General features: G+C 58.0%; 13 protein-coding genes. 3 read left to right on the forward strand and 10 right to left on the reverse strand.

Annotated elements, in window-relative coordinates:
- The first annotated feature begins 191 nt into the window (after positions 1 to 191).
- Positions 192 to 1229, forward strand: a complete 1038-nt coding sequence (locus ACR0I0_RS20125) for a YeiH family protein (RefSeq protein ID WP_210093889.1) — start codon at positions 192 to 194, stop codon at positions 1227 to 1229.
- A gap of 90 nt (positions 1230 to 1319) precedes the next feature.
- Positions 1320 to 1691, forward strand: coding sequence for a cupin domain-containing protein (locus tag ACR0I0_RS20130; protein WP_209835535.1), 372 nt, complete (start codon positions 1320 to 1322; stop codon positions 1689 to 1691).
- A 63-nt stretch (positions 1692 to 1754) separates the two neighbouring features.
- Here the strand turns inward: ACR0I0_RS20130 and ACR0I0_RS20135 are convergent, their stop codons facing one another.
- The 9 genes from ACR0I0_RS20135 to ACR0I0_RS20175 form a co-directional block, all read right to left on the reverse strand.
- Complete coding sequence (locus tag ACR0I0_RS20135; protein WP_480492618.1) at positions 1755 to 2831, reverse strand: 2Fe-2S iron-sulfur cluster-binding protein; 1077 nt, start codon at positions 2829 to 2831, stop codon at positions 1755 to 1757.
- A complete protein-coding gene (locus ACR0I0_RS20140) occupies positions 2828 to 3982 on the reverse strand; it encodes an aromatic ring-hydroxylating oxygenase subunit alpha (RefSeq protein ID WP_480492619.1) in 1155 nt (384 codons plus the stop codon). The genes ACR0I0_RS20135 and ACR0I0_RS20140 overlap by 4 nt, the downstream gene beginning before the upstream one ends.
- Before the next feature lie 340 nt (positions 3983 to 4322).
- Complete coding sequence (locus ACR0I0_RS20145) at positions 4323 to 4754, reverse strand: DUF2141 domain-containing protein (RefSeq protein ID WP_480492620.1); 432 nt, start codon at positions 4752 to 4754, stop codon at positions 4323 to 4325.
- 185 nt (positions 4755 to 4939) lie between these two features.
- Positions 4940 to 5872: a hypothetical protein gene (locus tag ACR0I0_RS20150; protein WP_210093892.1), complete on the reverse strand. Its 933-nt coding sequence runs from the start codon at positions 5870 to 5872 to the stop codon at positions 4940 to 4942.
- Between the two features lie 7 nt (positions 5873 to 5879).
- Positions 5880 to 7193, reverse strand: coding sequence for a TRAP transporter large permease (locus ACR0I0_RS20155; RefSeq protein WP_152460436.1), 1314 nt, complete (start codon positions 7191 to 7193; stop codon positions 5880 to 5882).
- Positions 7194 to 7197: 4 nt separating this feature from the next.
- Positions 7198 to 7731: a TRAP transporter small permease gene (locus ACR0I0_RS20160; protein WP_171638543.1), complete on the reverse strand. Its 534-nt coding sequence runs from the start codon at positions 7729 to 7731 to the stop codon at positions 7198 to 7200.
- A 69-nt stretch (positions 7732 to 7800) separates the two neighbouring features.
- Positions 7801 to 8778, reverse strand: a complete 978-nt coding sequence (locus ACR0I0_RS20165; RefSeq protein ID WP_210093893.1) for a TRAP transporter substrate-binding protein — start codon at positions 8776 to 8778, stop codon at positions 7801 to 7803.
- 52 nt (positions 8779 to 8830) lie between these two features.
- A complete protein-coding gene (locus ACR0I0_RS20170) occupies positions 8831 to 10081 on the reverse strand; it encodes an NAD(P)/FAD-dependent oxidoreductase (RefSeq protein WP_480492621.1) in 1251 nt (416 codons plus the stop codon).
- Positions 10078 to 11211: an enolase C-terminal domain-like protein gene (locus ACR0I0_RS20175; RefSeq protein ID WP_480492622.1), complete on the reverse strand. Its 1134-nt coding sequence runs from the start codon at positions 11209 to 11211 to the stop codon at positions 10078 to 10080. Before ACR0I0_RS20175 ends, ACR0I0_RS20170 begins: the two co-directional genes overlap by 4 nt.
- Before the next feature lie 98 nt (positions 11212 to 11309).
- Here ACR0I0_RS20175 and ACR0I0_RS20180 point away from each other — a divergent pair, with 98 nt between their 5' ends.
- The gene (locus ACR0I0_RS20180; RefSeq protein ID WP_171638519.1) at positions 11310 to 12230 is read left to right on the forward strand and encodes a LysR family transcriptional regulator; all 921 of its coding nucleotides are present in this window, start codon (positions 11310 to 11312) and stop codon (positions 12228 to 12230) included.
- Here the strand turns inward: ACR0I0_RS20180 and ACR0I0_RS20185 are convergent.
- Positions 12191 to 13885 (reverse strand): thiamine pyrophosphate-binding protein, encoded by a 1695-nt coding sequence (locus ACR0I0_RS20185; RefSeq protein WP_480492623.1) that lies wholly within the window; start codon positions 13883 to 13885, stop codon positions 12191 to 12193. The two genes, ACR0I0_RS20180 and ACR0I0_RS20185, sit on opposite strands and share 40 nt — an antisense overlap.
- Positions 13886 to 13896: the final 11 nt, after the last annotated feature.

Consider the following 13896-nt stretch of genomic DNA (forward strand, 5'->3'; position numbering starts at 1 on the left):
AACCAGGAGCTCGGCGAGCCTTTCCGCCGCGACGCGATGAAAAAACCCGTCGCCGTCGCCGGAATCTCCGCCGACGACATGAAAGCTCAGGCCGAACTGTAATCTGATCCTGCCCCCACCCGGGCCGAATACGGTTCGGGTGGGGGCAGGCTTTGCCCAAAAGGCAGCTCAAATATTGCAAAGGAAGTAAGATGCAGGCGTTGAGTGCATCCAACTCGCCGTGGCTTCGGGCACGGTCTTTCGTTCGTTTGAACGGGCACGGTTTCCTTGTTTCCGTGGTTGTCGCCGTCGCAGCGAAGTTCTTGTCCGAACATTATGGTGCCCCGGCGATGCTGATGGCCTTGTTGCTGGGCATCGCGTTCCATTTCCTGGCCGAAGACGATGCCGGCGACTGCAAGGCCGGAATCGAATTTACCGCACGAACGGTTCTTCGTTTTGGCGTTGCGCTGCTTGGGGCGCGTATTTCCGTTGAATTGATGATGAGCCTTGGCGCTGATCTGATTGCCGTTGTGATTGCCGGTGTGATCCTCACGATCCTGTTCGGCCTTCTTGGCGCGCGTCTTCTGGGCCGTGGTTGGCGCTTTGGGGTGCTGACGGGGGGATCGGTGGCGATCTGCGGCGCATCGGCCGCGATGGCCTTGTCGGCCATTCTGCCCAAAAACGAGCATTCGGAGCGGAACTTGGTTTTCACGGTACTGTCGGTAACTGTTCTGTCGACAATCGCGATGATCGCCTACCCGATCCTCACCGAGGCTTTCGAGTTCAACGACGAGGTTTCAGGGGTCTTCCTGGGCGGAACGATACATGATGTCGCGCAGGTTGTCGGGGCCGGGTTCTCGGTTTCGGACCAAACCGGTGAGGTCGCGACTTTGGTCAAACTGATCCGTGTTGCCATGCTGGCCCCGGTGGTGCTGGTTATCTCGTTTCTTGTCCGGCGCCACGCGGAGTTCAGCGAGGAAGACGGCAAGCGCCCGCCCATTTTGCCGATGTTTGTCGTTGGCTTTCTGATCTTTGCCGTCCTGAATTCAATAGGTCTGATCCCGGATGTGGTCTCGTCGGCCATGGCCGATCTCAGCCGTTGGGCGCTGCTGGTGTCGATTGCCGCAGTGGGCATGAAAACGTCGCTCAAGCGGATTCTGGATGTTGGCGGGCAGGCCATCGTCCTGATTGTGGCCGAGACGATCTTCATCGCTGCTCTGGTTCTGGTGGGCGTCTACCTGTTTCACTAGAGGATGGCGAAATTCCACGTCCAGCACGTGACCGACCATTGGCCGGTCACGTCATCTCGCACTACATGACCAGCAGGAGGGTATGACCTCATGACGACACAGGTACTCAATCTATTCGATGAGCCGGAAACGCGCAGCGAAAGGCGTTTGGCCGATCTTCCCGATCGCGTTGTCGAGGGTGATCCGCATCACAAGATTGGAATGCACTTCACCAGCCCGGATGGGCAATTGTCTGCCGGAACCTGGACGTCTACGCCGGGCAAATGGCACGCGTTCACGGACAAGGACGAATATTGCTATATCGTCAAAGGCCATTGCGCCCTGATCCACGAAGACGGGACCCGTCAGGATTTTCGCACCGGGGCCAGCTTTTTGATCCCCAATGGCTTTCGCGGCTATTGGGAAGTCGTGGAAGAAACGACCAAGCACTTCGTGATCAGAGATTGCGCGCCGGACGCATGATCTGATCCGTGAATGAACCTGAGGCGGCGTGAACCGTCATGCCTCAGGCGCGTCATTGGCTTTTCAGCGACGGGTCTGGTCAAAGCTGATCGTCAGTTTTTCCGCCGTGGGTATTGACTGGCAGGTCAGGATTTCTCCGGCTTTGATGTCTTTGTCTTCCAGCGCCATGCGCGCCCGCAAATGAACTGTGCCGTTGGTCAGTTTGGCCCGGCACGCGCCGCAAACTCCGGATTGGCAGGAATAGGGTGGCTTGAGCCCCGCTGACTGCGTTGCGTGAAGAATGGTCTGTCCCTTGGAAACCGAAATGAGGTGTCGGGTGCCTTCCAGCGTCAGTTCAGCGGTTGCGTCCACCCCGTCAATACCCGTGTCCAGATCCGGCGCAGCACCATAGCTTTCCATGTGGAGACGGTTCGGGGAAACATCAATGGACATCAAGGCCGATTTGACGGCCTGGTTCATATCGCCCGGACCACAGATAAAGTACCGCGCGTCCTGGGCGTAAGGTGGATACTCGGCGATCAACGCTTCGATTGCGGCCTTGTCGATTGTACCTTGCCGCCAGTACTCGGCGCTGGACCACCAGCCGGGTTTCGAAAAGACATGGTTGATTGTAAAACGTTCGGGATGCGCTTGCTGAAGCACGCTCAGTTCGTGCTGCAACAGGACGCTCTTCGCGTTTGTGTTGCCATACACCAGATGCGCGACTGAATGGGGCTCGGCTGTCAAAGCCGAGTTCAGCATTGCAAAGAGCGGAGTAATGCCAGAGCCCGCGCCAAAAAAGTAATGGGTGCGCCGCGCCGTTTCGTCGGGGTCCAGGCAGAAACTGCCAAATGGCGGCATGACGTCAATGGTTTGCCCTTCCTGAACAGTGTCGTTGATGAAGTTGCTGACACGTCCACCCTTGACCCGTTTGACTGTGATGCGAAGCGGATCCCCGGAGTAAGGCGAACTGGAGATCGAATAGCTTCGACGGTGCTCTTCGCCATCAATATTGAAACGAACGGACACGTGTTGGCCCGGCCTCCAGGCGAATATGTCCATCAGGCGGTCAGGGACCTCGAACATGACGGTCTTTGCCACGCCATCCAGCTCGACTCTGGTCCCGCAAACACGCAATGGGAAAAAATCACGCGGGTTCATTTCTCTTCCCCCAACCATTGCAGAACAACTTTCTGGTGCTCGATGACGGGGCTTTCACCTTTTGCCGCCGGACCTGCTTCAAAATACGGAGAATGCAGGGACTTCTGCTGCTGCTCGCACGCGTAGATGTCTTCGCCGGTAAAGTCGCCGGAAACCATCGGGTCATCTTCGCCCATCGCGTCATTGGCTTCGTATTTCCCCGCAATTCCAAACGCGGCCCAGAAAGAGGACGACTTCATCGACTTTTTGGTGAATTCCCATTCCGAGCTGTTTGACACCCGCCCACGGTTGTGAACTCGTGTCAGTTCCGGGCCAAGGGGTTCGACAATGAAGATATTCCAGCCGTCTTCCGAAGCGGCCAGACCAATCCCCGGGAACAGCATCGGCACCCAGGCGCCGTTCATGTCTTTGGGGATGACGCGCGGGGCGGTCAGTTTGCTGTCCTGATCTTCCAGAAACTCCGCCACAGGCGGCTCCCAAAACATGTAATGAGGTCCTTCCCAGTGGAATTCGGCGGATTTGTGGTCGTACATCTGCAGCGTATTCGAATGCAGATGGCTCAGGTGGTAAACGTCGATGTAATTTTCGACGATAACCTTCCAGTTTGCCTTTATCTCATAGCTGGTGTTCAGGTCTTCGTACTCGATCAGCTCTTCCGGGACGTGCGGGCCGATATGGGGTTCGACGGGGCCGAACCATTCGGCGATGGAAGGCGCGTCGGGGTCTGGATGGACGAAAATCATCGATTTCCAGATGTCGACCTTGGCGGGTTTCAGGCCAAGACAGGACTTGTCGACCTTGCCAAATTCCTCGTGCTCATCCGGCACCGAAATCAGATTGCCTTCAAGATCGTAGGTCCAATCGTGATAAGGACAGGTCAACGCTTTTTGCGTTTTGCCAACCGCGCGGATCAATTGGGTTCCGCGGTGGCGGCAGATGTTATGGAAGGCGCGCAGGCGACGATCGCGACCCATGATCACGAATATATTGTTGAGTCCGGCCTGCACGGCGATGAACTGGCCGGGTTCACTGACATCCTCCATAAAACCGGCGTAGCGCCAGGTTTTGGAGAAGATTTCGCGCATTTCCCGGTCGAACCAATCCTGGCTCGTGTAAGCTTCGACCGGCAAAAGGTGTAGCATGGGTTTCATTTGAGCCTCTTGTGAAAGAGTTTTCAAAACGTCCGAGGGTGAAAGTCGATAGCGGTCATCGACAGGCTAAGTGCGATCCAGGCAAGTTGGACCAGCCAAAACAGGATGGGATCCTCATCCCGGGATACGTTGGTTAAAAGCAAAGAGTGCCCGGAATGAAAACTCGGGATTGTCCAGAACATGAAAAGAATCCCCCACAACGTCTGACAGCCAAGCGCCGTCGCGACCATGAGCGCAGCGAAAGCGATGCACTATCCAGGCCAGATTTCGCAACACATCTGATCAGAGCCTGCATGATCTGCTCATGACGTTCTTCACGATTTGTGGGGCGCCGATCATGTTATTTCCAGTATTTCAGCTTCAGATTTGCGGTTACGCCGGTGCCGACGGCGACGGCGGCATCCGTGAATTCCGGCGGCAGACCGCTCTGCCCCATACCGCCAAAGCCGTACCCTTCGGTTGGGATATCCTTTTCGGTATCCAGGTTGCTGTTGCTGTTCTCGTCGTGAACCGCGGCAATCGCATAGGTGCCAAGCGGGAGATCGTGAAAGGTCACCGAAACCTGGCCTTTGACAGCGGGAACGGAAGCCAAGGCCGCCGCGTTCGCCACGTCCATGGCCTTGAAAGATTTTGCTTCATCGAACACGGCAATGATCAAATCACCCTCTGCATTGCGTACGTCCTGCACCGTTGCAGTGAGAGTTTGTGCGGATGTCCCGAGGGTTGAAGCCAGTGTCATTACAGATGCGACGACCAGTTTTCTAATCGGCATGATATATCCTTTACTGTCAACATTGACAGTAAATAGGGAAGGTGCGATTAGCTGTCAATAGTGACAATCATTCGCCCGATTTTCCTGAGGGTGTTTTTTTGCATTGAACCAAGCACGAGGTATCGGCCCAACGCGGACAAGGATCGGAGAAAAGGAAAAAAATATCCTAAGGCGGCTTTCCAAAGCTACTCGGGCAAGACTTGCCTCATGTAGAGATGACGCATGACCATTGGCGTCAGGTACATCGGGATTTGATACGCCCCGATGAAGACCATGATGGGTGCGGTGACCTCGGGCGGCAAAGCAACGAAGAAAATCGCGATGTTTCTGTTTCCCGCGATCAGAGAGACAGCGGTTGCTCTGGCTGCCGGCAGACGTCCACGGGTCATGCGGTACGAAAGGAATTGTGCTCCGAAATTGGCCAGACAGGCGAGCGCGATCCAGAAAGCGGCGACGGCCGGGCTTTTCAGCGCAGTGGTGCTGACGGAAGGCATCAGGCCGATGACAAAAACGGCCAAGGTGATTGTGCCCAACCCTTCCAGATTCACCAATGTGGAGCGTGATGGTGAACGCAACCAGACGCGCCGGACAACAATGGCGGCGCCGGTTGTGCAGAGTATCGTCAACAGCAGTTGCAACCCGGCCAGCAGAACAGAGTGAATGCCGCCCAGTTCTGGCATGAGCAGGAACACCGGAAACGCTGTCAATGGCAGCAGGGCGGTCCCAACCACCATCATTCGCATCGCGTGTTCAGGTGGGTAGCCCATCATCAAACACATGTTGGGACTGCCGGAAATCGAGGGCGCAGCCGCCATGATGAGCAGGGACAGAAGCACCGGCGTTCCGGTCCATCCCCCGACAAATCCAATAGCCAGAATGATCAGCGGCATCACGAATTGAAACCCGATGACGGTGAACGCGACCTTGTGCAGATCGCTCAACGATCCAAGAATGGTTTCGGGGTCCATTCTCAGGACGGTGACGAACAGCAACAACACGACCAGGGGCGGCAGCAGGCCTCGCATGGGCTCGGCCAAACCCGGCAATAAAAGACCCGCCGCCAATCCGGCGACCAGAACACGGGGCCCGTGACGGGCCGCCAGATGGAGCAGGTTCAAGGCCGTTTTACCCGCCCGGGCTCTGACGCAAATTCTCGGGCAGCCAGGTGGCGAGGTCGGGGAACCAGATGAGGATGAAGACCATCAGCACCATGATCAGGAACATCGGTATCGCTGCGCGTGCGATATAGCTCATCTCATGGTTGGTCATGCCCTGCATCACGAACAGGTTGAACCCGATCGGAGGTGTGATCTGCGCCATTTCAACAACGACCACGATGAAGATGCCGAACCAGATCAGGTCAATGCCAGCGTCGCGGATCATTGGTTCCACCACGGCCATGGTCAGCACGACGGAAGAAATCCCGTCAAGAAAACAGCCCAGAATGATGTAGAACACCAGCAGGACCATCAGCAGCTCGAAACGGGTCAGTTCCCAACCTGCAATCAGATCGGCCAGCCCGCGCGGCAGGCCGGTGAAGCCCATGGACAGTGACAGGAAAGCAGCGCCAGCAAGGATCAGGGCAATCATCGCGCTGGTTCGCGTGGCCCCCATCAGGCTTTCAGTAAATGTCTTCCAGTTCAACGACCCCTGGCCTGCCGCAAGCAACAGGCCGCCGATCACCCCGAAAGCCGCAGCTTCGGTCGCAGTGGCATAGCCCAGATACATTGAGCCGATGACGACCGTGATCAGAAGGATCACAGGCAACAAAAAGCGGGAATTTCTGACTTTCTCGGAGAAGCTCAGCTTGCCCTCGACATCCGGGGTCCAATCTTTGCCCAACTTGGAATAGATCGCAACATAACCCATGAACATCGCTGCCAGCACCAAACCGGGAAGGATGCCGGCAAAGAACAGCTTGGTGATCGATTCATTGATCGTCACCCCATAGACGATCAGGGTTAGGGACGGCGGGATCATCAGCCCCAGAGTGGCCGCGCCGGTCAGAGTACCGATGATCATCCGTTCGGGGTAATTGCGCTTGCGCAGTTCGGGGATCGACATCTTGCCGACGGTGGTCAGCGTTGCCGCCGACGAACCTGAGACTGCCGCGAAGACGGTACAACCCACGATATTGGTATGCACCAAACCGCCGGGCAGGGGTGCCATCCAAGGGGACAGCCCTTTGAACATGTCTTCGGATAATCGCGTGCGGTACAGGATTTCGCCCATCCAGATGAACATGGGCAAGGCGGTCAGGGTCCACGACGACGACGCCGACCAGATGGTTGTGATCATCACGTCGCCCACGGGGCGTGTCGTGAACAGCTCCATCCCGACCCAGGCGACCCCCATCAGGGCCAGGCCAACCCAGACACCGGTACCGAGCAACGTGAACAGAACAAAAAGGAAAAGGATGATGACAGACAGGTTTTCCATGCGTCTATTCTCCGTGGCTCTGGTCGGCCAGATCGCGGACAATGCGATGGTCACCTTTGAACAGGACGTGGATCAGGTGATCCGTCAGCGCGATGGCCAGGATGACGGCTCCGATCAGCATCGCGGATTGCGGAATCCACAGCGCGGTTCTGTCCTGACCCTGGCTGATGTCGTTGAACTTCCAGCTCCAATAGACGAAGCGATAGGCATACCAGCAGAAATACCACATGACGGCCGTGCCGATGGTGAAACACCAGATTTCAAGGACACGCCGCACGCTGTCCGGCACCGCGTTCAGAAGGATCGAAACCCGAATGTGGCTGCCCCGATTCAACGCATTGGCAAAGGCCAGAAAAGATGCCGCCGCCATTGCATAGCCGGCATAGTCGGGCGCTCCGGGAAATACCTCACCGGTCCAGCGGGCCAGCATCTGCACGACGATAAGCAAAAGAATGGCAATCAGGCTGACCGCCGCCATTACCCCCGCTGCCAGATAGATGAAATCCAGAACGGACCGAAGCCCCCGCAATACCGCCATGGCGTCCCCGCTTTGTTATGATTGGATGGAAAACAGGCGACGCAATGCAACGCCGCCTGCCTCGAATGGTTACTGAGAGGCGTTGAACGCGTCGACGATGGCTTTGCCTTCGTCACCGGCGGCCTCCAGCCATTCATTGGTCATGGTCACACCAATCTCTTTCAGCTCATTCGTCATCTGCTCGGATGCCGGACCGACGGTCATGCCACCATCACGCAGACCTTGCAGAGTAAAGCCGGTATATTCCTTGGCGCGCCAGTTGCCCGCGTATTCCGCCAGCTCTGCGCAGGCCTTGATGACGTTCTTGTTGGCGTCGGACACGCCCGACCAGACATCCGAATTCACCATCACGTAGTTGCGCGGCAACCAGGCATCGACTTCGTAGAAATAGTTCAGGCTTTCCCAGACCTTGCGGTCGTACCCGGTCGATCCCGAAGACACCATCGACTCGGCGACACCCGTCGCAAAAGCCTGACTGATTTCCGCCGCTTCGATCGTTACCGGCAACATGCCCGTCAACTCGGCCAGTCGCGAAGTCGCGTTGTTGTACGAACGGAACTTGATGCCCTTCATATCGGCGACCGAGTTCACCTCATTCTTGAAATACAGTCCCTGCGGCGGCCACGGTACAGCATAAAGCAGCGTCAGGTTCTGTTCGGCCAGTACCTTTTCAATTGACGGTTTTGCCGCTTCCCAAAGCTTGGCGCTGTCATCGAACGAGGTTGCAAGGAACGGTATCGAATCGAAACCGAACAACGCGTTCTCATTCTGGTGGCCAGACAGAAGGCGTTCGCCAATCGGGGCTTGCCCGGTCTGGATTGCGCGTTTGATATCGGCACCTTTGAACAACGAGCCGGATGGATGCGTAACGATTTCGATCTCACCGCCGGTTCCGGTCGTTACACATTTGGCGAATTCCGCTCCGGTGGCCGAATGGAAGTTCGACGCCGAATAGGCCATCGGCATGTCCCATTTCTCGGCCACGGCCGGTGCTGCCGCTGCGGCAGTCAAAGCGGTTGCCGCCAGTAGGTTTGTCAGTTTTTTCATCGTTTTCTCCCTATCGAGTTTTGAAATACCGATGTTCTTCATCGGTCTGTTCTTATGTTGCAAAGCGCGACGGCGCGTAGACGCTTATGTCGGTGTTCGGTGTTCTGCCCGCGATCATCTGCGCCAGAAGCCGTCCGGTCTTTGGCCCGCCTGTCAGGCCGATGTGATGATGACCAAAGCCCATATAGGCCCCTTTGATACCGGGCACGTCACCGATGATCGGGATCGAGTCAGCCGGGGCCGGCCTGTGCCCCATCCATTCCACTTCCTCCTTCCATGTTATGCCCGGAAACGCGGCCCGGGCATTTCTTCGCATCAATTCAAACGGCGCGCGCGAGGGCGGTGCGTCCAGCCCTCCGAACTCCACAATACCCGCCAAGCGTATGCGCCCATCCATGGGCGTGGCAACAAACTTGCCCGAAGCCACCATGACCGGGCTGCGGGGCATGGCAGAAGGTGCCACCAATTCAAGATGATAACCGCGCTCGCTTTCAAGAGGAACAGAAACCCCCAGTCGCTTGGCCAGTGGCCCGGACCAGACTCCAGCCGTGACAATGGCGGTGTCGCAAGCGATTGTCTCACCATCCGCGCGCACGCCGGTAACGCGGCCGTTGTCGCGGGTGACGTCCTCGACATTGGCGCGGATGATCCGGCCTCCACCAGCCTCGACATGGGCGGCCAGGTCTTTCACGTACCGCCCGGGATCGGTGATATGACCGTGGTTTGACAGCTTGGCAGCGAAACCGATATCCGGGCTGAACACGGGGTCATAGTCGTGAAACGCCTTGCCCTCCAGTTCTTGCCAATCAAAGCCGTTCTTCCGACGGATTCCCCAGCCCAAAGCATCTTGTTCAAAATGAGCCCGGTTCTCGTAGAGAAACAGATAGTCGCTGGGCACGATCCACTTTTCAGCACGTGTGCCTGCCGCCAAGGCCTTGTGATCATTCAGGCTGTCGCCGACGATCGGTGTCAGCGCCGCCGCGATCCGTTCAACGTCTGCCACGTTCGAGTGGCTCAGATATTGCCGGAGCCATGGGAGCAACTTCGGTAAATATCCCCATTTCAAAAACAGCGGCTGCGAGGAGCTCAGCAGCATTTTGGGTGCTTTGCCAAGCAGTCCGGGAACCGTCACAGGTATGATGGAACAGGACGCCAGCACACCGCCATTGCCATGAGACGTGCCTTCACCCGGTCCGGCCTTGTCGAACAGGATCACGTCGTGCCCGTCCCGTTGCAGCCAGACCGCGGCCGAAACGCCGACTATACCGGCGCCGATGATGGCTATGGTTTTCTTTTCACTCATTCTGAAACCGCCTTGGCCACCGCATAATGGTTCAGCTTTGCCAGCTCGGGCTTGCCGCCAAGTCCCGGGCTTTCGGGCACGCAGACCTGTCCGCCTCTGATCCGGAAGGGTTCTTCCAGAATGTCCTCTTTCAGGAAATAGGACGCCTGATAAAACTCGCAGCCCAATGTGATCTCGGGTGTCGCGGCAATCAGATGGGTGCCCGCAAGATGGGCCAAACCGGCCTCGAACATGTCCCCGCCATACGCAGTCAGACCGTGCGCCGCCGCGATGCGGGCGACCGTTTGCCCGCGGGTCAGTCCGCCAGACTTCATTATTTTCACCGAGACACCATCGCAAATGCTTTCACGCGCGGCGCGTTCCATATCTTCGGGACCAAAGACGCTTTCATCGGCGAGAAGGGGAACATCGGTCATATGCCGTAGCTTCGCCATCATGCCGAAGTGATGGGCGCGAACCGGCTGTTCGATGAAATCAGGATTGAACCGGGCCACGTCCCGCACCCGCGTCGGAGCCTCCTCGATGCTCAGCCCCTGATTATAGTCCACGCGGACCGAGAATTCAGGGCAGTTCTGCGCAAGGTACTCCAACCGCATGATGTCAAAGGCGTGATCCTTGAACCCGGTCTTGAGTTTGACAATCCGCACGCCGTCCTCTCGCAACCGCGCCAACAGGTCTATGTCCTGAGAGAAGTCCGGGTTGGCGATGGAACAGCTGAGCGGAATGGCGCTGCGGCAGCGACCGCCCAGCAAAGACCAGACAGGGATGTCACTGATACGGCCGGCCAGATCCAGCAGCGCGGTTTCCAGCGCGGCCTTGGCCTCGGTGCAATGCGCCACGGCACAGGCCGCGCGCGCCATGATGGCTGACCGGTCGCCCACGCTGGCGCCAAGAACAAGAGGGCGTAAATAACGATCCAGTGCCGCGAATGTCGCTTCCGGGGTTCCGGTGAACACCGACCAGGGTGACGCTTCGCCAAATCCCTGTGTGCCATCCTCGGATGTCAGTCGCAGTATGACGACTTCGCAGGCACCTTCGACGGATCCTATACCGTGATCCCGGCGGGACGTGACCGGAAGCTTCAGGTGCCAAAGGTCGTAACCGATTATGTTTTGTGACAGATCGTTCATTCCGCCCCCTGTGGCTAAGCGAAAGCCTGCCTTGACGGGCATATCATTTCAAATACTATATCTTCGACAGTTCATCAGAAAAAATGATGCGGTAATCCATGTCCCTGCGCTTTCGCCAGCTTCAAGCGTTTCACGCCATCATGGAAACCGGAACCGTAACCGGTGCGGCGTCGGTACTAGGGATATCCCAGCCTGGTATCAGCAATCTGTTGGCTCAGTTGGAACGCGAAGCGCGACTGCCTCTGTTCGAGCGCAACAAGGGCCGTTTGCTGCCCACCCCGGAAGCCGAGCTGCTGTTCCGCGAAGTCGACACGGTCGTGCGCGGGCTGGATCACGTGGCGCAGGCCGTGACGGATTTGCAGAACAAACATCCCGGTCAATTGCAGGTTGCGGCACCGCATCTTCTGTCATTTGGTTTCATGCCGCGCGAGATCGCTCGTTTTGCCAAAAGCCGCCCCAACCTGTCCGTCAGTTTCCAGTCGCAGTATTCATCCAAGATTCAGGAATGGGTGATTTCAGGCCTGTTTGAAATCGGCATCGTCGAGATGCCCATCCTGCACGACACTCTGAATTATCAGGTGTTTCAGTTCGAAACGCTTGCGACTTTTCCAGAAAACAGCCCCTTGGCGGATTACGACGTTCTGACACCGGAAATACTGGAAAACGAGCCCTTCATCGTGATGGGTCCGGAACACCAAACCCACCGTCGAACCCGTGACATCTTTCAGGCATCCGGGCGCACGTGGCGGACACAGATTCACACGCACCTGTCTGAGAACCTGCTGAGTTTTGTGAAACAGGGCATGGGGGTTGCGATGATCGATCCCTTTACCGTGACGTTCGATGGTGAGAGCGGGTACCAGACCCGCCCGTTCAGGCCATCCGTCATGCTGGATCTTGCAATCATCACCGCAAAGGGGCGCCCCCTGTCCACGATTGCGCAGGAATTTCTGGCCCAGCTGACTCCGTCGATTGCTTCTTACGCAACCCATTCCGACACAGGTGCAGCGGCCTTGTGAAGCTGTTGCGAATGGATGTCGACCAATGTGGGGCCGTCATGTTCGACGGCCTGTTTCAGCAGCTTTGGCAAGTCCTCAGGGTCTTTGACCGTCCATGATTTCACTCCGAAGGCGGCTGCGACGGCGGCGTGGTCGGTCCGGTTGAAATCGACGTTGTAATAGCGTTGATCAAACCCAGCGTCCTGACCCGCCTTGATCCATCCGAAGACCGAGTTCGAGAAAACGATCGAGGTGATCGGCATTTTGTGCCGGACCATCGTTTCAAATTCACCGCAGGTAAACCCAAACGAACCATCGCCCATGACGGCCAGGGTCTTGACCGAGGGCCGCCCGACATGTGCACCCATGGCCGCCCCCAGAGAATAGCCCAGTGCGCCATGTGCGCGATTTGTGATGAAATGCCGCCCGGGCTGCCGCCAACGGTAATGCGCGCTGAAATAGGGGCAGGGGGTGCCGGGATCAGCGACCACAATCGCATCGTCGTCCAGAATGTCCATCAGGGACGCCATGACAGCCTCGGGCCGTATTGGCGTTTCCCGACTTGCAGCCAAGGGGGCAAATGCCGCCGCCTTGGCCGCCCATGCGGCGCGGGCCTTGGTTGCTCCGTCTTGTCCGTTCAGGTCTTGCCGGTCCTCCAGCGCTCGGGCCAATGCCTCAAGCGCGAGGCGGGCGTCAGCGCAGATCGCCACTTCGGTCTGATAGTTTGCGCCGATCACCATGGGGTCGCTGTCGATGTGAATGATCGTGGCGTTGCGCCCGGGGCTTCTCCACCGTTCGGTCGTGACCGAACCGGCGCGGCACCCGATGAACAGGACGACATCAGCCTGATCCACCACGGCGCGTGTCGCGGGGATGCCGCCGTTCGATCCGACGACACCCAGGGCCAGAGGATCGGTTTCGGCGATGGACCCTTGGCCTGAAACGGTTGTGGCGACGGGCATGTCCAACAGACCGGCGACGCGGCGCAACGCATCGGTCGCGCCGGACAGAACCGGGCCGCCGCCACAGACCGCGACGGCGGATGTGGCCCGGGCAAGAATGGCTGCGGCCGCTTCGATGGCATCCGGATCTGGGGCAGCCCGTTCGGCGGGATAGCTGCGATGCCGGTCGTCGGCCCAGATTTCCGCTTCGTCCACCTGTGCCTTCTGCGTATCAAACGGCAGTGCCAGATGGGTCGCGCCGGGTGTTCCCGTTGTCATCGCCCGGAACGCCGCACGAACCATGGCCGGAAGCCGGGCGGCATCATCCAGAGACGCGTTCCACTTCGTCAGCGGGCGGAACAACGCCGGCTGATCCAGTTCTGTCAGAGGGTATTTCCCGCGGCTGGTCGTCGCCACATCAGAGGTGATCGCCAGGATTGGAACCGAACTTTCATTGGCCTCGACCACACCCGGCAGAATGTAGGTCGCGCCACCGCCGGAAGGGCCTTCGCAAACGCCGGGCCTGCCTGTCACGCGTGCATAGCCATCCGCCATGTAGGCGGCGTGCCGTTCGTCGCGGGTCAGAATGTGCTGAATGCCGTGATCCATTCGGGCGAGCGCGTCATAGAACGGCAAGGTGGTATCGCCGCACAGGCCGAACATATGCGTCACGCCATGCGCCTCGAGCATACGCACCATCGCCTCGGCTCCGGTCAGGTAATTCGTCCCTGTCATGGTTCGCGATT

The organism is Ruegeria sp. AG6 (genome assembly GCF_056541565.1).

Bases quoted from the DNA above. Each gene is read 5' to 3' on its own strand.
- ACR0I0_RS20145 (WP_480492620.1), bottom strand. From the start codon at position 4,754: ATGCCGATTAGAAAACTGGTCGTCGCATCTGTAATGACACTGGCTTCA.
- ACR0I0_RS20175 (WP_480492622.1), bottom strand. From the start codon at position 11,211: ATGAACGATCTGTCACAAAACATAATCGGTTACGACCTTTGGCACCTG.
- ACR0I0_RS20135 (WP_480492618.1), bottom strand. From the start codon at position 2,831: ATGAACCCGCGTGATTTTTTCCCATTGCGTGTTTGCGGGACCAGAGTC.
- ACR0I0_RS20185 (WP_480492623.1), bottom strand. From the start codon at position 13,885: ATGACAGGGACGAATTACCTGACCGGAGCCGAGGCGATGGTGCGTATG.
- ACR0I0_RS20140 (WP_480492619.1), bottom strand. From the start codon at position 3,982: ATGAAACCCATGCTACACCTTTTGCCGGTCGAAGCTTACACGAGCCAG.
- ACR0I0_RS20160 (WP_171638543.1), bottom strand. From the start codon at position 7,731: ATGGCGGTATTGCGGGGGCTTCGGTCCGTTCTGGATTTCATCTATCTG.
- ACR0I0_RS20165 (WP_210093893.1), bottom strand. From the start codon at position 8,778: ATGAAAAAACTGACAAACCTACTGGCGGCAACCGCTTTGACTGCCGCA.
- ACR0I0_RS20170 (WP_480492621.1), bottom strand. From the start codon at position 10,081: ATGAGTGAAAAGAAAACCATAGCCATCATCGGCGCCGGTATAGTCGGC.
- ACR0I0_RS20130 (WP_209835535.1), top strand. From the start codon at position 1,320: ATGACGACACAGGTACTCAATCTATTCGATGAGCCGGAAACGCGCAGC.
- ACR0I0_RS20155 (WP_152460436.1), bottom strand. From the start codon at position 7,193: ATGGAAAACCTGTCTGTCATCATCCTTTTCCTTTTTGTTCTGTTCACG.
- ACR0I0_RS20180 (WP_171638519.1), top strand. From the start codon at position 11,310: ATGTCCCTGCGCTTTCGCCAGCTTCAAGCGTTTCACGCCATCATGGAA.
- ACR0I0_RS20125 (WP_210093889.1), top strand. From the start codon at position 192: ATGCAGGCGTTGAGTGCATCCAACTCGCCGTGGCTTCGGGCACGGTCT.